Genomic DNA, 19,804 nt, shown 5'->3' with positions numbered 1-19,804 from the left:
TTGTTTGCTTAAGCGTAAAAACAACCCCCGGCTCTGCCGGGGAGTGTAGAAAAATTACATATAAAAAGACCTTCTGGTAAAATAAGTCTGCGGTCGGCCAACTGCAGAAAAATACCAGGAGGTCTTTTTAAAATGAGAGAAAAAGACATAGAGAGCTTACAGCACACAACATGGAGATGCCAATATCATGTGGTTTTTGCTCCAAAATATCGTAGGATGGTAATATATGGGCAAATAAAGAAGGATATTGGTCAAATTCTAAGAAAGCTGTGTGAACAGAAAGGAGTGGAAATCATCGAAGCAGAAGCATGCCCCGATCATATCCACATGCTTCTAAGCATTCCTCCCAAGTACAGTGTATCACAAATTATGGGCTACCTCAAAGGAAAAAGTAGTTTAATGATTTTCGATCGCCATGCAAATTTAAAGTACAAGTATGGAGACAGGCACTTTTGGGCACGAGGCTATTTTGTGGATACAGTGGGACGAAACAAGGAGAAAATACGAGAATACATTAAGAATCAACTAGAAGAAGATAAAATTGCAGATCAAATGAGCATGAGGGAGTTCATAGACCCGTTTACGGGTAGTAAGAATACCAAGGCATAAAGAAAAGCCCCTTAAGGGGCCGCCATGAGCCAGCAATGCAGTTGGCCGATTGTTTCGCGGCCCCTTGAGGGGCTTTGTCCGTATTATGCCCTTCTAGGGCTTCCTCAAGCCCCCGGCTTTGCCGGGGGTCATGACTTTGGATGTATTCTCCGGGGAGATCAGACGCAGATGGCCTTCTGGCGGTTGCGGTACATGGCCTCAATCACAGCGCAGTACTTGTCGGCAATGCAGACGATCACGGCCTCGCGGCAGGACGGCGCATGGAACAGCGTCAGGGGCCACATATGACTGCGGATGATGTTCTTCTCCTTGGCGGTCAGGCCAAAGCAGCGGTCTGCGTTGTCCCGGGCCAGCAGCGGATGGATGAAGCCGTGCATCTTGAAGATGGTGCGCAGGCCGCTGCAGTTCTGGAAGCGGCCCTCCACGTGCCAGTCGTACAGGTAGAAGTCGTGGAGCAGGGCGCCCACGGCCAGCGCGGTTTCGTCCGCGCCCAGATGAAAACGTCGGTTGATCCAGAAGCTCACCCGGGCCACATTCCGGCAGTGTTCAAAGGTGGTCACGCAGCCGTGCTGGATGTACTGATCCATTTCCTGCACCCGCGGGTCCTCCTCATATTTCTGCAGGATGCCCTGGAGATGTACGCGTTCTGTTTCAGACAGACCCATAGAGTTCCTCCTTGTATCATCGCCTGCCCCGGCTGCCTCCTGCTCTCAGGAGCGCAGCTGCACCGGGGATGAATCCCCAAAATTTTCGGCATCCGAGGGATTGGCGCGCCGCAGGGTCAGGTCCACAATGTACTGGACCCCGTCCCCCAGAGCTTCCAGGTCGGCCAGCTTGGCCTTGGCTGCGGCATCGTCCGGGTACCACTGGAGGAGGAAGAAGTTCTCCGCCTCCACGCCGTAGTAAAGCCAGACGCCGTCGGCCCGCAGCAGATCATCCAGATGATCCACTTCGTCGCCGTCCAGCAGACCCAGGCCCTCCTCGGCATAAATGCTCTCGGGCTCCACCTGCATGGTCTCAATCACGCGGATCGAGCTGTCGACGTATTCGTCCTGGGAAATGCTCTTGTCGGACCGCTCCCACCCGGTCAGAAATGCCTGCATCAGCAGGCCCTTCACCGAAATTCTGGGCTGGTTGTCATGGAATGGCATACAGATCGCTCTCCTTTTTCCGGAGCGGATGCCCTCCGCTCCATAGTATACAAAATCGGTTTGTCTATGTCAACCGTTTTCCACAATTTTTTCTTCGTATTTACGCAAAACACGCATCACACATGGTAGTTGAACTGTTCCCCCAGCCACTCGGCCGCCAGCTCGAACCACCGGCCGGGATGGGGCATCTCGTTGCCCACCTCGGCGGTGCAGACGCTCAGGCCATGTTTGCCGCGGGGGAACAGGTGGGCCTCACAGGGCACGCCGGCCCGGTGCAGGGCCGACACCAGCATCAGTGTATTTTCCACTGGGACGGTGGCGTCCTCCATGGTGTGCCAGACAAAGACCGGCGGCACCGCCGGGGTGATCTTGTCCTCCAGGCCAAAGGCGCGGTGGGCCTCCAGGTCCCCGGTGCCGGACAGGCGGACAAAGCTGCCCCGATGGGCATAAGGGCCCGCCGTCACCACCGGATAGCTGAGGATCAAAGCGTCGGGCCGCTGCTGGTCCGCCGGGCGGCCGGGCAGATCCAGCACCGCCGAGGACAAGGCCAGATGTCCTCCCGCCGAGAATCCGCACACCGCAATCTGATGGGGCCGGATGCCCCATTCCTCTGCCCGGGCCCGCAGCAGGGCCAGGGATTCGCTCAGCTCCGAAAGAGGCCGGTAGTCCCGGGCCCCATCCTCCACGCTGTACCGCAGCACGGCGGCATGATATCCCGCCGCCAGAAACCGCAGGGCCACCGGGTCGCTCTCCCGCTGGCTGACGTGTTCATAGCCGCCCCCCGGCACCACCAGCACCAGAGGCCGGGTGGCGGTCAGGGGCATTACGGCCGCCGGTTCCCACAGGTACACCGTCAGCTCGGCAGCGCCTGCTTTCAGCTTTTCAACTCTCATTGCGTTCTCCTCCCGGGCGGCGGCTGTCCCTTTGCCGGGCGCGGCCGCCCGACTCCTATTGTACCGCAGAGGGCCCCGGCTGGAAAGAGGATTTTTAAACTTTTTATGAAGGAACCCCCGCAGGGCTTGATTTTCGGGCTGAAACGGTGTATATTAGCACTCAGAACATTTGAGTGCTAAGTTATACTGGCACTGGTTGAGAGAAGAAAAGAGGTTTTTGCTATGGCAATGCAGCCGTTCCAGGCCGAAAGCAAAAAGCTGATGGACCTGATGATCAATTCGATCTATACCAATAAAGAAATCTTCCTGCGTGAGCTGATCTCCAACGCCTCCGACGCCATCGACAAGCTCTATTTCAAGAGCCTGACCGACACCTCGGTGGGGATGAACCGGGAGGACTTCCGCATCCTGCTCACCCTGGACAAGGAAAACCGGGTGCTGACCGTCTCGGACAACGGCATCGGCATGACCCGGGAGGAGCTGGAGCAGAACCTGGGCACCATCGCCCACTCGGGCAGCCAGGACTTCAAGACCGAAAACACCGATGAAAACATCGACATCATCGGCCAGTTCGGCGTGGGCTTCTACTCTGCCTTTATGGTGGCGGACCATGTCACCGTCATCACCCGGGCCCACGGCAGCGACCAGGCCTGGCAGTGGGAGTCCAGCGGCGTGGAGGGCTATGAAATCACCCCCGCCGAGAAGGAGACCGCCGGCACCGACATCATCCTGCACATCAAGGACAACACCGACACCGAAAACTACGACAACTACGTCTCGGAGTACGGCGTGTCGGCCATCGTGAAGAAGTACAGCGACTACATCCGCTACCCCATCCAGATGGAGCGGACCAAGAGCCGCCAGAAGCCCGAACCCGATCCCAAGCCCGAGAACTACACCCCCGAGTGGGAGGAGTACACCGAGCTGGAGACCCTGAACAGCATGGTCCCCATCTGGAAAAAGCAGAAGAGCGAGGTCACCGACGAGGAGTACAACGCCTTCTACAAGAACCACTTCGGCGACTACGCTGATCCCGCCCGGGTGATTGTCAGCCGGACCGAGGGCACTGCCAACTACAATGCCCTGCTGTTCGTCCCCTCTCACCGCCCCTACGACTACTACACCAAGGAGTACGAGAAGGGCCTGGCCCTGTATGCCTCGGGCGTCCTCATCATGGACAAGTGCGCCGACCTGCTGCCCGATTACTTCAGCTTTGTGAAGGGCATCGTGGACAGCCAGGATCTGAGCCTGAACATCAGCCGTGAGACCCTCCAGAAGGACAGCCAGCTCAAGCTGATCCACAACGCCCTGGAGAAGAAGATCAAGAACGAGCTGAACGCCATGCTGGTCAACGACCGGGAGAAGTATGAGGCCTTCTGGAAGGAGTTCGGCCGTCAGATCAAGTTCGGCGCCTACTCCGACTACGGCATGCACGCCGAGCTGCTGCGGGGCCTGCTGCTGTTCTACTCCGCCAAGGAGCAGAAGATGGTGACCCTGGAGGAGTACGTGGAGAAGATGCCCGCCGAGCAGAAGTACATCTACTTCGCCGCCGGCGACTCCGCCGACCGTCTGGCCAAGCTGCCCACCGCATCCCTGGTGCTGGACAAGGGCTATGACCTGCTGCTCCTGACCGAGGACGTGGATGAGTTCTGCTTCCAGATCATGCACAGCTTCCCCCGCAAGGACGCCGAGGGCAAGGACGGCACCGTTGAGTTCAAGAACATCAACAGCAACGACCTGGGCCTGGAGTCCGAGGAGGAGAAGAAGGCCGCCGAGGAGGCCACCGCTGAGAACAAGTCCCTGTTCGACGCCATGAAGACCGCCCTGGAAGGCAAGATCAAGGAAGTGCGGGTCTCCACCCGTCTGAAGGATCACCCCGTCTGCCTGTCGGCCGACGGCCCCCTGTCCATCGAGATGGAGAAGGTGCTGTCCCGCCAGCCCGGCAGCGAGGACGTCAAGAGCGACAAGGTGCTGGAAATCAACGCCTCTCACCCGGTCTTTGCGGTCCTGAAGGCCGCTCAGGAGGCCGGCGACACCGACAAGGTGGCCCAGTACAGCCAGATCCTCTACGCACAGGCCCAGCTGATTGAGGGCCTGCCGGTGGACGATCCCGTCGCCTACGCCGACGCCGTCTGCGCCCTGATGAAGTAAGGGCCGCTCCCCCTCTCAAAAATCAATCTTAACAAACGAGCCGTGTTCCATTATAATAGAAGGAGCACGGCTCGTTTTGTCGTCTTAGCTTGGGAGGTCATCATCTTATGCAACCGCAACGCAGACACTATTTCGCGCATATTCCCACCATTGCCCTGCTGATTCTGCTGGGCCTGGCGCCCTGGCTGTCGGTGATTCTGTTCATCGTCCGAGCCATCGACCGGGACAGCGAAAAGAAAGAGCTCCGGGCCGCCCGGGAGCGGCAGGAATACGCTGCCGACTTCCGTCCCCAGGACACCCGCCAGGCCAACTCCCAAAACGAGCCCTACAACTACAGTGCCCACTACACAGCCAATCACGACCACCCCACTCTGGAACAGCAGCGATCCAAGCGCCATCAGCAGAAAATCACCCAGCTGTGCACCATAGCGGGAGCCATCCTGCTGGTGACCGGCGTGGTCGGTATGGGCGATTGGATAGGCAGCAGCAACTGGAACGCCCTTTTCACCTTTCTGTGCATGATTGTGGGCGGCGGCGGAGCCCTGGCCTTCAGTCTGATGCTCAAGCGGGTCAGCAAACTGGAGCGCCAGCTGGACAAGGTGGTGGGCGACCAGGACAACATCCCTCTGCAGGAACTGTTTGCAGCCGCCGGCATCCCCGCCGACAAGGGCCGCAAAATCCTGGAAAGCGCCATTGACCACGGCTATTTCGGCCCCGATGCCTACATCGACAACCGCACCGACTTTCTGGTGGTGCGGGGCGCTGCCCCCATCCCTGCCCCGCCGCCGGCCCCCGAACCGGACCCCACCGACGAGACCCAGTACGAGAAACTGCTGCGGCAGCTCCATCAGGCAGGCAGCGCCCTGTCCGACCCCGTCATGCAGGAAAAGGCCGCCCGGCTGGAACAGATTTCCGCCCGGATTTTCGCCCTGGCGGAGAAAGACGCCTCCAAACAGGAGCAGCTGCGGAAATTCATCAGCTATTACCTGCCCACCTCCCTCAAACTGCTGAACACCTATGCCCAGCTGGACAGCCAGGGGGTGGCTGGCGAAAACATCACCCGCACCAAGCAGAGCATCCAGCGGTCTCTGGACCTGCTGGTCACCGCCTTTGAAAACCAGCTGGACAAGCTGTTCCAGTCCGACGCGCTGGATGTGTCGGCGGACATTGCCGCCCTGGAAGGGATGCTGAATCTGGACGGCCTGTCGGGAGACAGCGGATTCTCGGTCCAGCCGTGACACGCCATCATCCCGTCATCAAGGAGAAACCATGCCGAATATCATTGAAATCACCGATCTGAACAACCCCGCCCTGGACGTGTTCGCCCGGCTGACCGAAAATCAGCTGCGAAACCGTCTGGAACCCGAGAAAGGGGTTTTCATTGCCGAGAGCCCCAAGGTCATCGACCGGGCCCTGGACGCAGGGTATCAGCCCCTGTCCTTTTTGATGGAACGCCGGAAAATCGACGGCCCCGCCCATGAGGTGCTGGCCCGGTGCGGCGACGTCCCCGTCTACACCGCCGACCGGGAGATTCTCACCGCCCTCACCGGCTACCAGCTGACCCGGGGTGTGCTGGCCGCCTTTCACCGGCCGGCCCTGCCCCCGGTGGAAGCCCTCTGTCCGGGAGCCCGCCGGGTAGCGGTCCTGGAAAACATTGTGGACTCCACCAACGTGGGAGCTATTTTCCGCTCGGCGGCGGCCCTCCACATCGACGCCGTCCTGGTGACTCCTTCCTGCTGCGATCCCCTCTGCCGCCGGGCGGTGCGGGTCAGCATGGGAACGGTGTTCCAGGTGCCCTGGACCCAGATTAGCGCTTTGCCCGCCGACTGGCCGGGGGCGGGTCTGGCCCAGCTCCACGAGCTGGGGTTCAAGACCGCCGCCCTGGCCCTCAGCGACCGGTCGGTGTCCATCGACGACCCGGCCCTGATGGCCGAGGACCGTCTGGCCCTGATTCTGGGCACCGAGGGGGACGGACTCTCTGCCGAGACCATCGCCCAGTGCGACTACACCGTCAAGATCCCCATGTCCCACGGGGTGGACTCTCTCAACGTGGCCGCGGCCAGCGCGGTGGCCTTCTGGCAGCTGCGGGCCCGGGACTGATCCGGAGGTAAGGCAACATGGACTGTCCTTTCTGTCACACTCCCATGCACGAAGGATATCTGACCATCGGCGGGCCGGCTCTGTGGACCGCCCAGAGCCATCCCCTCACCCTTTTACCCTATCCCGATGAAACCTACGCGCTGCAGCTGGGGCAATGCTGGTTCGGTCCCCACCGGATCGCGAGTTTCTGCTGTCCCCAGTGCAAGCGGATCATTCTGGACGCCAGCTCCTACCCCAACAAGAACCTGTAACAAAACACCGCGCGCCTCCGGCCCACAAAGAGCCAAAGACGCGCGGTGTTTTTATGTACGCGGTTTAGTTTAAATCAGGCCCAGCTCCGCGAAGGCGCGGGCGATGCCGTCCTCCTTCACCGAGGGGCAGACCCGGTCACAGCGGGCCTTCAGAGCCTCGGCACCGTTGGCCATGCAATAGCTGATGCCGGCCACATCGGTCATTTCCAGGTCGTTTTCGCTGTCGCCAAAAGCGATCACCGACGCAGTCGGGACGTCCAGGTATTCACAGATGCGGCGGATGCCCTCGCCCTTGTTGAACTTGCGGTTGATGAGCTCGCCATTGATGCAGCCGGGACCGTGGTTGAAGGTGGTCTGCTCACAGAACACAAACTGATCCCCAAAGGCCGCCTTGGCCGGGGCCAGCGCCTCGGCCCGGTCGGCGATGTAGCAGATTTTATAGATGGGCTCTCCCTGATACTCGGTCAGGGGCCGGATCAGCATTCCATCGGCAAAGGCCTGCCGCCAACGCTCCAGCTCGCTGTTCAGGGAACCGGGGCGGGACTTCTGGTAGGAGGACAGACGTTCCATCATCTGGGTCCCGCCAAAGGTGGCGTCCCGGGCCTCCAGGGTGCACTCCACCCCGTTGGCCTCCAGAATGGCCCGCAGGCCGTCGCTCTGGGCCTTGTCCATGGGGCAGTCAAAGAGGACCTTGTCCCCGCAGACCACATACCCGCCGGCGCTGGACACATAGCCGTCAAAGCCATAGTGGAGCACCGGAGAGGTCATTTTATAGTTGCGGCCGGTGCACAGGAACACCTTGTGGCCGTTGGCACGGGCCTTTTCCACCGCCTCTACGGCGCTGGCCGGCGGCTCCATCCGGCCCGGCTCGATCAGGGTGCCGTCGATGTCCAGAAAAATCAGTCGCTTTTCCATCCTGTTCCTCCCCATCTTGTCTCAGAAAATCCACAATCCCATGCCGGCGGCCCGCATTAGCAGGCCGATGACCAGCGCCGCCACTGCCAAAAACAGGGCGGCCTGACTGCCGGTGTCCTTCTCCTTTTTGGCGCGGCCGCCAGGCCGTCCCCGGCCTTTGGAGCTGCTGCGGGTGCTGCTCTGCCCTGTCTTGCGGGACGTGCTCCCCGACCCGGTTTTGCCGGAAGAGCTGCTCCGGGAACCGGACGCGCCGGTTTTGGAGTCCTTCTCCCTGGTTCCGGAGCGGGTCCCCGTGCGGGCGGCAGAGGCGCTCTTTTCCCGGGCTGCGGCAGCCTTCTGGCGGGCCGCGCCGGTGGGATACACGTTGACCTCGGGGGCAGGCTGTCCGGCTTCGGGGGCCTCCTGTTGGGGCGGAGGGGCGTTTTTGCCCCCGACGCCGCACCGGCGAAGGTATTCGCTGGAGAGCTCATAATATTTGGCCAGCTCCCGCTCGCTGAAAGCCGTCCCGGCGTAGGCCTCCTCGATGCACTCCACCGCCTCGTCAAAGAGAATGGCCGCACGGCCGCCGCTGGAGCGGTCCGCCGCATGGGCGGCCTCGTTGCGGGCCATCCGCACCGCGTTGCAGGCACGGCGGGCGGCCCCGGGGTGGGCGGTACTGCCCAGCAGGTCCAGCGGCTGGGAGGCATCGTTTTCGGGGTCCAGCAGGACCCGCATGCAGAGGGTGGTATCCAGCTGCTGCCAGCTGGTCTTCCGCCCGATGTCGGGCATATGGCCGTAATAGGCCGGGCTCTCCTCCTGGCGGCGTTCCAGATGTTCCAGCAGGGACTCAAAACTGTGGGCGCCAGGCTTGTTCTCCCAGTGCCAGCGCAGAACCCGCCGGCTGATCTCGTCGCAGGAAGCCTTGATCTCAAAGGCGGCCTGCAGGTATTCCTCGGGCATCTTCTCCCCCCTTTCTCAACTCAAAACAGGGGGAGCGGCCAAAACGCGCTCCCCCCTGCGGGTGTTACATAAAGAACTGATAGTACACAAAGCCGTACAGCGCAATGCCCGCGCAGATGAGAGCGGTCACCGGCGGCACCCAGCGGACGATATTCTCGGCCACCGGGTCGCGGTCATCTTCCTCATCCTCGTCGTCCTCCACCGGGGCGGCGCGATTGTAACGGGTAGGCTGATCCTTCCAGCGGTCCGCCGCACGGACGGTGCGGGTGGCGCCGGCCTCTTCCTCGTCCTCCAGGTCATCGTCCCGGCGGCGGGAGGTGAGGGGCGGCTGGCTGGGCTGGGTAAACAGCCGGGTTTCCTGGCTGACCCGGGGGGTGGACTCCCGCCGGGAGGGCTGCACCGGCTCAAAGGCACGGGTGCCGCCGGTCTCCACCGGCCCGCCCACAATGCGGGTGGGCTCCACATCCTCCTGCTCGGCCGGGGCGGGCGCGGGGGCAGTCACTTCCGCCGTATCGCCGCCCTGGGGAGGCAGGTCCTCGGAATCGGTGTCCTGCTCGGGCTGCATCAGAGTATTCAGGGCATTCTGCAGCAGGATGCGGTCGGAGCCGCACTCACTGCAGTAGACGGTGTCCTCTTCCTTGGGGTGGAAGGCGCCGCAGGCACAGTACCATCCGCAGTCCAGCACCTGGGGCGCATAGCGCATCCCCTTGCGGCCCATCCGCTCCTCCAGGGCAGCGGCCAGGTCGTCGGGCAGGGTGCGGGGCGCCGGCAGCCGGACCCGCTTGATGTTGTCCAGCTTGACCACCCGCTTGCCGTTGTAGACGTTGCAGAGAACCACGTCCACGCTGACAATGGGTTTCTGGGTGATAAAGACCGCATCGTCCATGCCGAACAGTTCCCCGGGCTTGACGTCCAGGTCCCGGTACTCGAATTCGTCCTCACAGAGGACCTCGCCGCCGGTGGTTTTGCACTTGAAGCGGATCTCCAGGGCGGTCAGATTCACCCGGGAAATATTTTTGAAGGTCAGGCAGACGGCGCGGTCTCCGCTGACGCTGCCTTTGAGCAGCTCCACGCGAACAAACTGGACCGGGCTGCCCGGGGTATAATAGTTGGCTCTGGTTTGAGCAATCGGGTCAAAACTTTCCTCCACTGCACTCACTCCTTTGCTGTCTGCTGAGGCGGCTGGTTACGGCTGTTCCGGCTTGTGGTCCGGATTGGTTTCGTCCTGGGCGGCGGGCTGGGCCGGGGCCTCTTCCACCGGCAGCTCCGCTGCATCGCCGGCAGGGGCCGCATCCTCTGCGGCCGGGGCGGCAGGGGCCTCAGGGGCCGGCGCCGGAGTCTCCTGAACCGGAGCTGCGGGGGCAGCCGGCTGGACCGGGGCATCCTCATCCTTCCGCAGCGGCAGCTTCTCGCCCCGCATGATGGCGTTGAACTCGGCCTCGTTCAGCTTCTCGCGCTCGATCAGGGCCTGGGCCAGGGCGTGGAGCTGATCGATGTGCTCGGTCAGGGTGCGGCGGCAGGTCTCATAGGCCTCGTCGATGATATCGCGGATTTCGCTGTCGATCTCGGCAGCGGTGGTCTCACTGTAGCCCTTGCCCTGGGCAAAGTCGCGGCCCAGGAAGGTCTCTTCCTGCGAAGTGCCATAGACCACGGGGCCCAGACGCTCCGAGAAGCCGTAGCGGGTGATCATCTGGCGGGCGATGTTGGTGGCCTGCTGCAGGTCGTTGGAGGCACCGGTGGAGATGTCGTCCAGGATCAGCTGCTCGGCCACACGGCCGCCCAGGCTGGACACGATGTCCTCGAACATCTCGCCGCGGGTCACGTAGGAGCGATCCTTTTCCGGCAGGTACATGGTGTAGCCGCCAGCCTGGCCGCGGGGAATGATGGTGATTTCGTGGACACGGGGGTGGTGCTTGCAGTAGAAGCCCGCCACAGCGTGGCCCGCCTCGTGATAGGCGGTGAGCTTCTTCTCCTCGGGGGTGACCACGCGGCTCTTCTTCTCGGGGCCGGCCATCACCTTCATGGAAGCTTCCTCGATGTCCTCCATGGTGATGGCTTTGCGGTTGCGGCGGGCCGCCAGCAGGGCGGCCTCGTTGACCAGGTTCTCCAGGTCGGCGCCGGCAAAGCCTGCGGTGCGCTGGGCAATCACCTTGAGGGAGACGTCGGGAGCCAGAGGCTTCTTGCGGGTGTGAACCTTGAGGATTTCCTCACGGCCCTTGACATCGGGCAGGCCCACATAGACCTGGCGGTCAAAACGGCCGGGGCGCAGCAGCGCCTTATCCAGAATGTCGGCGCGGTTGGTGGCAGCCATGACGATGATGCCGTCGTTGGCCTCAAAGCCGTCCATCTCCACCAGCAGCTGGTTCAGGGTCTGCTCGCGCTCGTCGTGGCCGCCGCCCAGGCCGGCGCCGCGCTGGCGGCCCACGGCGTCGATCTCATCGATGAAGATGATGCAGGGCATGGTCTTTTTGGCCTTGTCGAACAGGTCGCGGACACGGGATGCGCCGACACCGACGTACATTTCCACGAAGTCCGAACCGGAAATCGAATAGAAGGGCACGCCTGCCTCGCCGGCGCAGGCACGGGCCAGCAGGGTTTTACCGGTGCCCGGAGGGCCTACCAGCAGGACGCCGTGGGGAATCCGGGCGCCCAGAGAGTTGAACTTGTCGGGGCTCTTGAGGAACTCCACGACCTCCTTCAGCTCTTCCTTCTCCTCGTCCTCGCCGGCCACGTCGGCAAAGGTGGCGGTTTTCTGGTTGGTGGACTCATCCTTGACACGGGCGCGGCCCACGTTCATGACGTTGCCGCCGCCAGCGCCGCCCCGCAGCATCGAGAACAGAATGAACCCGGTACAGCCCAGCATGGCCAGATAGAAGAAAATCTCCATCCAGGGCACCGACTCCCGCAGGGCGGTGTAGTCGTACTCCATGGGGGCGTCGGGGTTGGCGGCGTCGTAGGCCTCAATATAGGTCTGAACCTCATTGATGAACAGGCCGGCGTAGGGCAGCTGGTAGCGGACGGTTACAGTGCCGTCCGGATTCTGCTGCACCGAATCGCCGGAGGTGCTGCCCGAGCCAAACAGGCCCGAAACCAGGCCGCCGGAGGGCACCGAAGCGGTGTCATCGGTGGCGCCGGGCAGGGGCAGGTCGCCCTCCTTGATGGTCATGGTGATGACGCTGGTGTTCCGGTCCAGGGTGAAGGAGGTCACCTGCAAATGTTCAAAGTAATGCACCACCGTGGAATAGCTCATGGTGGAGCCGGTCGTGCTGTTGGAGGTGGTGAACACCGACCAGATCATCAGCACGGCGGCCAGCGCCAGCGCCAGGATCAGCGGGTTCAGGTGCGGTCTTTTCTGCTGCAAAAACAATCAACTCCCATTCTGAAATTATTGGGTGGTTTGTGCCGGCCGCCCGGGGTTATTCCCCCTCGTAGATCTCCGGCTTGAGTACGCCCACATAGGGCAGGTTGCGGTATTTTTCGTCGTAGTCCAGGCCATAGCCCACCACAAAGGCGTCCGGCACCTCAAAGCCGCGGTAATCGGCGGCGATGTCGGTCTTGCGGCGGGCGGGCTTGTCAAGGATGGCACAGATCCGGACCGAATTGGGGTTGCGCATCTTGAGCATCGGCACCAGGTGGGACAGGGTGACGCCGGTGTCCAGCACGTCCTCCACGATCAGAACGTCCCGGCCGGTGAGGTCGGCGTCCAGGTCCTTGACAATCTTGACAAGGCCGGTGGTCTGGGTATTGGTGCCGCCGTAGCTGGACACCACCATGAAATCAATGCTGCAGTGGATGGTGACCGCCCGCATCAGGTCGGCCATAAAGACCACAGCACCCTTTAAAATCGAGACCAGCAGCAGGTCCTTGCCTGCGTAGTCCCGGCTGATCTGAGCACCCAGCTCAGCCACCTTGGCTTTCAGCTGTTCTTCGGTGACCAGAACCGTTTGAATGTCGTCGCGCATATCCATGACTCAACGTCCTCTCTCTTCTCCCTTTCGGGTTTGTATCTCCAGGTACAGGGTCAGGCCGTCGTCCCCCGGATGAGGGGCCAGGCCTTCCGCAAAGCCTGCACCGCAGACCCATACCACCTCGCTGCCGTCTGCCAGCACCGGCAGGCTGTCCCTCACCTGGGGAGGGATGGCCTGTTCGTTCATCCATTTGCGCAGGGGCTTAGTGACGCTGCGGCCGGCGGGCCGGTACAGGTCCCCCGGCAGGCGGCTGCGCAGGGTAAGGGCAGGATGCAACATGGTTATTCTAGCATAATCTGCTACATTTTTTAAGTCTTTTTTGTGAACGACCTGTGTTTTTTCTTGAAAACTATGGCGGGACAGCCGCACACAGAGCCATTGTCCCCCGCCGAGGGGATATTCGGCCTGTTTTTCGGGGCAGAAGGGCACGGCTTCCAGAGGAGACGCCGGCGGGGCCGGGGCGTCCTCCTGCCAGAAAAAGCCCTGACCGGCCCGCAGCCGCACCTCGGGGCGCAGCTGGACCGCGCCGGTCCCCTTTTCCACCAGCTGGCACAAAAGGCGGATATACAGCTCCTCCGGGTCCCGGTGGGGGGCCACCAGGGCGTGGGCCGCCGCCTCCAGAATCAGAGGGTCGGCCTGCCGGAGCACCTCCAGCCGCCAGACCGGTCCCCCGCTTTCCAGAACCCGGCGGACCGCCGGGGGGCAGTCCTGGGGCTCGACCCGGGCGGCCTGGTCCAGCAGGCCGGCGGCGGCCCGGGCAAAATAGGCGTCGGCTTGGGCGGCCTTTTCGCAGAAGCGGGCCAGATTCCGCTCGGCGCCGGCATTGGCCTGGCGCAGGGCGGGCAGGGCGTCGTGGCGGAGGCGGTTGCGGGCGTAGGCGTCCGAGAGGTTGGTCTCATCGGTGACCCAGCTCTGGCCCCAGGCGGCGCAGCAGGCCTCCACCTCTGCCCGCGTTAAGCAGAGCAGGGGCCGGACATAGAAGTCCCGCACCGGGCGGATGCCCCCCGCCCCATGCAGCCCGGTTCCCCGGGCCAGCCGGAACAGCAGGGTTTCCGCCTGATCTGTAACAGTATGGGCCGTGGCCACCCGGTCTATCCCTTCCCGGCGAAGCCGTTCAAAACAGGCATAGCGGAGATTGCGGGCTCCCGCCTCCCCGCCATCGGCCAGGGGCAGGCCCTCCTCCCCTGCCCGGAACACCCGCAGCTCCACCCCCAGCCGGGCGCACTGGGCCCGGACAAAGGCTTCGTCTGCGTCGGCCGCAGGACCCCGCAGCCGGTGGTTCACATGGCAGGCGGTGACGGTGATCCCCAGCGGTTCCGCCAGGGCCAGAAGCATCCGCAGCAGGGCCATGCTGTCGGCCCCGCCCGACACGGCCGCCACCACCCGCTGTCCATGCACAAAAAGCCCGGCCTGCCCACAATGGGCAAGCACCCGGGCTTGGGTTGTCTGGAGGATTTCGGCGTCGTTCTGGCTCATATCAGTGCTGGAAATCCACATCCATAAACCGGGTGTGGGCGCCGTCCCAACCCAGCGGGACGGTACTGGTCTCGCCGTGGCGGTTTTTGGCCACAATACACTCGGCGGTGTCGGCGTCCACCTCTGCGCCGTCGGGCTGCTGGCTGGCGTAGTAGGAGTCGCGGTAGAGGAACAGGACGCAGTCGGCGTCCTGCTCGATGGAACCCGAATCGCGCAGGTCGGACAGCTGGGGGCGGTGGCTGGAATTGCTGCCCTGTTTTTCCACCGCACGGGACAGCTGGCTCAGGGCGATGATGGGGACGTTCATCTCCTTGGCCATGATCTTGAGGTTTCGGGTGATGGTGCTGATCTCCTGGACCCGGTTTTCGGTCCGCAGGCCGGAGGTCATCAGCTGCAGATAGTCGATGACGATCAGGCCGATGTTGGGCCGGCTGGGGTCCTGGTTGATCCGGCGGATCTTGGCTTTCATCTCGGTGATGGTGATGGACGAGGTGTCGTCCATGTAAATGGGGGCATCGTGGAGCTTTTCGGTGGCCAGAGCCAGATACTCCCAGTCCGAAGCGGTCAGGGCGCCGGTGCGGAAGGCCTGGCTGTCGATGCCGGCCTCGGCCGAGAGGATGCGATTGGTCAGCTGCTCCTTGGTCATTTCCAGGCTGAAAATGGCCACCGGGATGTGCTGTTTCATGGCCACGCGGGTGGCGATGTTCAGTGCAAAGCTGGATTTGCCCATGCCGGGACGGGCCGCCAGGATAATCAGGTCGCCCCGGCCCAGGCCGGTGAGGACGGTGTCCAGCAGCCGGAACCCGGTGGGAATGCCCTTGTACTTGTCGGCGTCGGGGCCGCTGATCTTCTGCAGGTTGGTCAGGGTCTCCACCATGCTGGAGGACAGGGGCGTCAACGCACTGGAATCCCGGCCGGAGCGGATCTCATACAGCCGCTGCTCGGCGGTCTCCAGCAGCATGGAGGCGTCCGGCTCATCGCCGGCGTCCTGCAGAATGTCGGTGGCCACACCCATCAGCTGGCGGACCAGGTACTTCTCCTGGACGATCTCGGCGTAGGCCTTGACGTTGGAGATGCTGGGCACCGTCTCGGCCAGGCCGGTCAGGTAGACCTTGGCCTCGTCGGGGCTGGCGAAAATATTGTCCGAGACCACCGCGTCCAGCAGGGTGACAAAGTCGATGGTCTGGTCGCCGGTAAACAGCCGGATCATCTCGGAATAAATCCGGCCGTTCTGGGTGGCGTAGAACATCTCGGGGCGGACGATTTCCACCAGGTCGGTCAAAACGTCCGGCTTGAGCAGGACGGCGCCCAGCACGCTCTGCTCTGCCTGCATACTGTAGGGCGGCTGGATGCCCATGCTCTCCAGATTCAGCTCACTGCCATAGCGGGAACGGCGGCGTTCCTCCGGCATGGGTACTCCCCCTTTCTACCATAAATGGGCATAAATGGGCCAAACGGGCTTGCAGCCCTCTTTCAGCCAAAAAAGCGCCCCCTTTTTGCAGGGAGCGCAGCGGCAGCCGTCGCAGCTTTTACGCCTGCTCGACCTCCACATTCACTTTAAAGCTGGCCACAACGCCCGGATACAGCCGGACCTTGCCGTTGAACACGCCGGCATCCCGGATGTCCTTGATCTCCAGCTCGATTTTCTTCTTGTCCACCGTCTCGCCGGTAGCCTCCGACAGGGCGGCAGCAATTTCCTTGCTGGTGACCTTGCCGAACAGGCGGCCCGATGCGCCGCCCTTGGCCTTGACGGTGACGATGCGGCTGTTGATCTTGGCAGCCAGAGCCTGGGCAGCGGCCACATTCTCCGCCTCATGGAAGTCGGCGGCGGCCTCCTTGCTGCGGGCAACGTTCAGGGCGCTGGCATCGGCCACAGCCGCCAGCTTGCGGGGGAACAGGTAGTTGCGGGCGTAGCCGTCCGAAACCTCATGGATTTCGTCCTTCTTGCCGATTCCCTTGATGTCCTGCTTCAAAATAACCTTCATGGATGATCCCTCATTTCCGGCCCGGCGGCGTCTGCACACCAGGCCCATTTTCTTCCTTTAGTATACCGCATCCCGGCCGTTTCGGCAAGGGCGCGGCGACGTCTTTTGTGACCGGGTGACAGACCGAAACCCGGTCCGCAGCCCCTCAGTCCAGTTCCTTCCGGACGGCCTCCAGGGCGCTCTCAATGATCTTGTCCATATCGTAGTAGCGGTACTCGCCCAGGCGTCCGCCGAACAGGACGTTCTTCTCCCCGTCGGCCAGGGCCCGGTACTGGGCATACAGGGCGCCGTTCTTGTCGTCGTTGACGGGATAGTAGGGCTCATCCCCCACCTTCCACTCAGCGCTGTACTCCCGGCTGATGACCGTCTTGGGCTGGGTCCCGAACTCAAAGTGCTTGTGCTCGATGATCCGGGTGTAGGGGGTCTCGGCGTCGGTGTAGTTCACCACCGCGTTGCCCTGGTAGTTGTCGGTGTCCAGCACCTCGGTCTCAAACCGGACGCTGCGGTATTCCAGCGCGCCCAGGCGATAGCCGAAATAGGCGTCGATGGGGCCGGTATAGACCACGCGGTCGGCCAGGGCGTCCAGAGACTCCTTTTCCTGGAGGTAATCCACACCCAGGCGGACCTCGGTGTCCTCCAGCATCCCCTCCACCATGGCGGTATAGCCGCCGTTGGGGATGCCCTGATAGAGGGCGTTGAAATAGTTGTTGTCGTAGGTGAAGCGGACCGGCAGCCGCTTGATGATGAAGGCCGGCAGCTGGTCGCAGGGGCGGCCCCACTGTTTGCTGGTATAGCCCTTCACCAGTTTCTCGTAGATATCGGTGCCCACCAGGCTGATGGCCTGCTCCTCCAGGTTTTTGGGCTCGGTGATGCCGGCGGCGGCCCGCTGGCGCTCGATCTCGGCCTTGGCCTCGGCAGGAGTCACCACGCCCCACATCCGGTTGAAGGTGTTCATATTGAAGGGCATGTTGTAGATTTCGCCGTGGTAGTTGGCGATGGGGCTGTTGGTGTAGCGGTTGAAGGTGGCAAAGCGGCCCACATAATCCCACACGTCCTTGGAGTTGGTGTGGAAAATATGAGCGCCGTAGCGATGGACGTTGATGCCCTCCACCTGTTCGGTGTAGATGTTGCCTGCAATGTGGCTGCGCCGGTCGATGACCAGGCAGCGCTTGCCGGCCCGGCGGGCCTCCTGGGCGAAAACCGCGCCGAACAGGCCGGCGCCCACGATCAGATAATCATACTGCTTCATTCCGCTTCTCCTTTGTTCGGGGACGGGCCGGACAGGCCAGCCCGTTGTGCTGAAAAGGCGCGTCTGCTCTGCAGCCGCACCCGTTCAGCGGATGATGGAGGCGCGCCGGGACGTCAGTCCTTGGCGCTGCCCTTCTTCTGGGACGCACGGTAGCCGTCGATGGCGGCGTGGAGGCGCTCCCGGGCCTGGTCCAGGGAGGTGTGCTTGAGGACGGTGGCCGCCATGGTCTGATGGCCGCCGCCGCCCAGGCTCTCCATAATGACCTGGACATTGACCTGGCCCATGCTGCGGGCCGAAATCTTGACCATACTGCCGGTCTGAACCGCCACAAAGCTGGCCTGCACTCCCTCGATGCTCAGCAGGTCGTTGGCTGCCTGGGGAACGGCCACCTGGGCCTCCGCCGGCAGTTCGCCGCTGAGAACCACGGCGCAGCCCTTGTACATCTGCGCCTTGGAGACAAGGCCGGCCTTGGAGTTGTATTCGGTCAGGCTGACGTCAAACAGGGACCAGGCGCGCTCAGTTTCGGCGCCGTAGCGGCGCAGGGCCGCGGCCGCCTCAAAGGTGCGCACGCCGGTATGAAGGCTGAAATTCCGGGTATCCAGCATGATGCCGGACAGCAGACCCTCGGCTTCCACCCGGGTGGGCTTGTCGTCCCGGCCGCCCACATACTGGAGCAGCTCGGTGACCAGCTCACTGGCCGAGGAGGCGTAGGGCTCATGGCAGACCAGAACGGCGTTCTCGATATAGCCCACGCCCTTGCGGTGGTGGTCAATGACCGCGACTTTGCCGCACTTGTCCAGAATTTCCTTGCTCTCCACCTGGCCAACCTGGTATGTATCGACCACGATGCAGAGAGTCTCTTTGGTGATGATGGCCAGAGCGCTGCGGGGATCAATGAAGTCGCTCTCCTGGCCGGCGTCCTCAATGGCATGGATCAGGCTGGTGGCCAGGGTGGCCTCCCGCCGGACGGCAATGACCGCCGGCACGTCGCAGATCTTGCAGATCCGCAGCACGCCCTCGGCCGAGCCGATGGCGTCCAGATCGCTCATCCGGTGGCCCATGATGACCACGTGGTCCGCCGCCTTGATGAGTTCCACCAGGGCCTCGGCCACGATACGGCTGCGGACCTTGCTGCGCTTTTCCACGCCGTGGCTGACGCCGCCGTAGAAGGTAAAGCCGTCGGGGGTCATCTCGGCGGCCTGGTCGCCGCCGCGGCCCTGAGCCATGTCCAGAGCCTGCACCGCCATCTCCTGGGCCTCATGCAGCGTGGGGGCCCGCCGGCCGATGCCGATGGAAATGGACAGGTTGACGCTGGGCTCCAGGGCGCGGATTTTATCCAGCACGTCGTAGCCCTGCTGGGCAAACTGCTCCAGCTGGCGCTCCTCCACCACCGCGATATAGCGGCCATTGGCCACGCGGCGGAGGAAGCCGGTGCCCCGGGCGATCATCCCCTCGATGGTGCGGTTGATCCGCTCCAGCAGGCGGGCGCTCTCGCTGTCCAGCATATCGCTGAACACGTCGTCGTAGCCGTCCACCGAGAAAATCATATAGCCGGGGCGGCTGGCCTTGTATTCGTTCTCGATTTTGCGCAGGGCGGTCTCATCGTTGAGGACCAGAATGCTGGTTTTCTCTTTCCCCTCGCCGTCCACGGTGGAGGCGTGAATCCGCCACACACCGCTGGCGCAGGCCAGAACCTGGCCGTTGGGGGTGCCGCACTGGGCCAGTTCCAGGCCCGGCAGCAGCTTGTTGACCCGGCCGGCCAGCTGGTCGGCGCCGTTCAGCACATAATCCCGGAAGGGGATGTTATACCAGACCACCGTGTCCCCGCTGAGCAGGGCCGCCGGCTGGGACAGGGATGCCAGGCTGTACTGGGTCTTGGAGTTCTCAAAGCTGGTGCCGGTCACCCAGCGCGCCGCCCAGCGGCGCACACGGTACCGGGACACCACCACCAGCACCCCGCACAAAACGACGAGTACCAGCAGCACAGGCCAGACAGCCGGCTGCACCATCAGCAGCAGCAACATCAGCACAGCTGCCAGCAGCGCAAAGCCCGCCGTAAACATTTCCAGCGTCCATCTGGGTTTTTGCTTCATGGCGGATGCCTCTCTTCCCTTCCT

General features: G+C 62.7%; 18 protein-coding genes. 5 read left to right on the top strand and 13 right to left on the bottom strand.

The features are described 5' to 3' along the window. The first annotated feature begins 132 nt into the window (after nt 1-132). Nucleotides 133-609: an IS200/IS605 family transposase gene (gene tnpA / locus B5G28_RS01050; RefSeq protein ID WP_087245540.1), complete on the top strand. Its 477-nt coding sequence runs from the start codon at nt 133-135 to the stop codon at nt 607-609. Nucleotides 610-767: 158 nt separating this feature from the next. On the opposite strand, the gene B5G28_RS01045 is transcribed toward tnpA, so the two are convergent. The 3 genes from B5G28_RS01045 to B5G28_RS01035 form a co-directional block, all read right to left on the bottom strand. After that, on the bottom strand, nt 768-1,274 hold the full coding sequence (locus B5G28_RS01045) for an HD domain-containing protein (protein WP_087364265.1): 507 nt from the start codon (nt 1,272-1,274) through the stop codon (nt 768-770). Nucleotides 1,275-1,319: 45 nt separating this feature from the next. Further along, on the bottom strand, nt 1,320-1,760 hold the full coding sequence (locus B5G28_RS01040; RefSeq protein ID WP_087245539.1) for a hypothetical protein: 441 nt from the start codon (nt 1,758-1,760) through the stop codon (nt 1,320-1,322). A gap of 116 nt (nt 1,761-1,876) precedes the next feature. Continuing rightward, complete coding sequence (locus tag B5G28_RS01035; RefSeq protein WP_087245537.1) at nt 1,877-2,653, bottom strand: alpha/beta hydrolase; 777 nt, start codon at nt 2,651-2,653, stop codon at nt 1,877-1,879. A gap of 222 nt (nt 2,654-2,875) precedes the next feature. Here B5G28_RS01035 and htpG point away from each other — a divergent pair, with 222 nt between their 5' ends. The 4 genes from htpG to B5G28_RS01015 all read left to right on the top strand — a co-directional run bounded on the left by htpG (nt 2,876) and on the right by B5G28_RS01015 (nt 7,155). After that, a complete protein-coding gene (gene htpG / locus B5G28_RS01030) occupies nt 2,876-4,804 on the top strand; it encodes a molecular chaperone HtpG (RefSeq protein WP_087245534.1) in 1,929 nt (642 codons plus the stop codon). Between the two features lie 107 nt (nt 4,805-4,911). Beyond that, nucleotides 4,912-6,042 carry a 5-bromo-4-chloroindolyl phosphate hydrolysis family protein gene (locus B5G28_RS01025; protein WP_087245532.1) on the top strand — a complete coding sequence of 377 codons (1,131 nt, stop codon included), beginning with the start codon at nt 4,912-4,914 and terminating at the stop codon, nt 6,040-6,042. A 31-nt stretch (nt 6,043-6,073) separates the two neighbouring features. Then, on the top strand, nt 6,074-6,904 hold the full coding sequence (locus tag B5G28_RS01020) for an RNA methyltransferase (RefSeq protein WP_087245530.1): 831 nt from the start codon (nt 6,074-6,076) through the stop codon (nt 6,902-6,904). A 17-nt stretch (nt 6,905-6,921) separates the two neighbouring features. Next, the gene (locus tag B5G28_RS01015; protein ID WP_087245528.1) at nt 6,922-7,155 is read left to right on the top strand and encodes a PF20097 family protein; all 234 of its coding nucleotides are present in this window, start codon (nt 6,922-6,924) and stop codon (nt 7,153-7,155) included. A gap of 69 nt (nt 7,156-7,224) precedes the next feature. On the opposite strand, the gene B5G28_RS01010 is transcribed toward B5G28_RS01015, so the two are convergent. The 10 genes from B5G28_RS01010 to B5G28_RS00965 form a co-directional block, all read right to left on the bottom strand. Further along, nucleotides 7,225-8,070, bottom strand: a complete 846-nt coding sequence (locus B5G28_RS01010; RefSeq protein ID WP_087245526.1) for a Cof-type HAD-IIB family hydrolase — start codon at nt 8,068-8,070, stop codon at nt 7,225-7,227. 21 nt (nt 8,071-8,091) lie between these two features. Continuing rightward, nucleotides 8,092-9,009: a hypothetical protein gene (locus B5G28_RS01005; RefSeq protein ID WP_087245524.1), complete on the bottom strand. Its 918-nt coding sequence runs from the start codon at nt 9,007-9,009 to the stop codon at nt 8,092-8,094. A gap of 64 nt (nt 9,010-9,073) precedes the next feature. Then, nucleotides 9,074-10,159, bottom strand: a complete 1,086-nt coding sequence (locus B5G28_RS01000) for a hypothetical protein (protein ID WP_087245522.1) — start codon at nt 10,157-10,159, stop codon at nt 9,074-9,076. Between the two features lie 36 nt (nt 10,160-10,195). After that, on the bottom strand, nt 10,196-12,307 hold the full coding sequence (ftsH, locus tag B5G28_RS00995) for an ATP-dependent zinc metalloprotease FtsH (protein WP_204228790.1): 2,112 nt from the start codon (nt 12,305-12,307) through the stop codon (nt 10,196-10,198). Between the two features lie 118 nt (nt 12,308-12,425). Further along, nucleotides 12,426-12,977, bottom strand: a complete 552-nt coding sequence (gene hpt / locus B5G28_RS00990; protein ID WP_087245518.1) for a hypoxanthine phosphoribosyltransferase — start codon at nt 12,975-12,977, stop codon at nt 12,426-12,428. A 3-nt stretch (nt 12,978-12,980) separates the two neighbouring features. Further along, nucleotides 12,981-14,453 carry a tRNA lysidine(34) synthetase TilS gene (gene tilS / locus B5G28_RS15165; RefSeq protein WP_087245516.1) on the bottom strand — a complete coding sequence of 491 codons (1,473 nt, stop codon included), beginning with the start codon at nt 14,451-14,453 and terminating at the stop codon, nt 12,981-12,983. 1 nt (nt 14,454) lies between these two features. Then, the gene (gene dnaB / locus B5G28_RS00980; RefSeq protein WP_087245514.1) at nt 14,455-15,864 is read right to left on the bottom strand and encodes a replicative DNA helicase; all 1,410 of its coding nucleotides are present in this window, start codon (nt 15,862-15,864) and stop codon (nt 14,455-14,457) included. A gap of 118 nt (nt 15,865-15,982) precedes the next feature. Further along, complete coding sequence (rplI, locus tag B5G28_RS00975) at nt 15,983-16,438, bottom strand: 50S ribosomal protein L9 (RefSeq protein WP_087245512.1); 456 nt, start codon at nt 16,436-16,438, stop codon at nt 15,983-15,985. A gap of 145 nt (nt 16,439-16,583) precedes the next feature. Next, on the bottom strand, nt 16,584-17,687 hold the full coding sequence (glf, locus tag B5G28_RS00970; RefSeq protein WP_087245510.1) for a UDP-galactopyranose mutase: 1,104 nt from the start codon (nt 17,685-17,687) through the stop codon (nt 16,584-16,586). A 113-nt stretch (nt 17,688-17,800) separates the two neighbouring features. Continuing rightward, nucleotides 17,801-19,780, bottom strand: a complete 1,980-nt coding sequence (locus B5G28_RS00965; RefSeq protein ID WP_242956738.1) for a DHH family phosphoesterase — start codon at nt 19,778-19,780, stop codon at nt 17,801-17,803. Between the last annotated feature and the right edge of the window lie 24 nt (nt 19,781-19,804).

The sequence above is a fragment of the Faecalibacterium sp. An77 genome, assembly GCF_002161315.1.
Lineage (GTDB): Bacteria > Bacillota > Clostridia > Oscillospirales > Ruminococcaceae > Faecalibacterium.
This window is presented reverse-complemented; position numbering and strand designations above follow the sequence as displayed.

Excerpts from the sequence above, each read along its gene's own strand:
- hpt (WP_087245518.1), bottom strand. The coding sequence starts at position 12,977 with ATGGATATGCGCGACGACATTCAAACGGTTCTGGTCACCGAAGAACAG.
- dnaB (WP_087245514.1), bottom strand. The coding sequence starts at position 15,864 with ATGCCGGAGGAACGCCGCCGTTCCCGCTATGGCAGTGAGCTGAATCTG.
- B5G28_RS01035 (WP_087245537.1), bottom strand. The coding sequence starts at position 2,653 with ATGAGAGTTGAAAAGCTGAAAGCAGGCGCTGCCGAGCTGACGGTGTAC.
- B5G28_RS01045 (WP_087364265.1), bottom strand. The coding sequence starts at position 1,274 with ATGGGTCTGTCTGAAACAGAACGCGTACATCTCCAGGGCATCCTGCAG.
- htpG (WP_087245534.1), top strand. The coding sequence starts at position 2,876 with ATGGCAATGCAGCCGTTCCAGGCCGAAAGCAAAAAGCTGATGGACCTG.
- glf (WP_087245510.1), bottom strand. The coding sequence starts at position 17,687 with ATGAAGCAGTATGATTATCTGATCGTGGGCGCCGGCCTGTTCGGCGCG.
- B5G28_RS01005 (WP_087245524.1), bottom strand. The coding sequence starts at position 9,009 with ATGCCCGAGGAATACCTGCAGGCCGCCTTTGAGATCAAGGCTTCCTGC.
- B5G28_RS00965 (WP_242956738.1), bottom strand. The coding sequence starts at position 19,780 with ATGAAGCAAAAACCCAGATGGACGCTGGAAATGTTTACGGCGGGCTTT.
- tilS (WP_087245516.1), bottom strand. The coding sequence starts at position 14,453 with ATGAGCCAGAACGACGCCGAAATCCTCCAGACAACCCAAGCCCGGGTG.
- tnpA (WP_087245540.1), top strand. The coding sequence starts at position 133 with ATGAGAGAAAAAGACATAGAGAGCTTACAGCACACAACATGGAGATGC.
- B5G28_RS01040 (WP_087245539.1), bottom strand. The coding sequence starts at position 1,760 with ATGCCATTCCATGACAACCAGCCCAGAATTTCGGTGAAGGGCCTGCTG.
- B5G28_RS01025 (WP_087245532.1), top strand. The coding sequence starts at position 4,912 with ATGCAACCGCAACGCAGACACTATTTCGCGCATATTCCCACCATTGCC.
- B5G28_RS01010 (WP_087245526.1), bottom strand. The coding sequence starts at position 8,070 with ATGGAAAAGCGACTGATTTTTCTGGACATCGACGGCACCCTGATCGAG.
- B5G28_RS01020 (WP_087245530.1), top strand. The coding sequence starts at position 6,074 with ATGCCGAATATCATTGAAATCACCGATCTGAACAACCCCGCCCTGGAC.
- B5G28_RS01015 (WP_087245528.1), top strand. The coding sequence starts at position 6,922 with ATGGACTGTCCTTTCTGTCACACTCCCATGCACGAAGGATATCTGACC.
- rplI (WP_087245512.1), bottom strand. The coding sequence starts at position 16,438 with ATGAAGGTTATTTTGAAGCAGGACATCAAGGGAATCGGCAAGAAGGAC.
- ftsH (WP_204228790.1), bottom strand. The coding sequence starts at position 12,307 with ATGATCTGGTCGGTGTTCACCACCTCCAACAGCACGACCGGCTCCACC.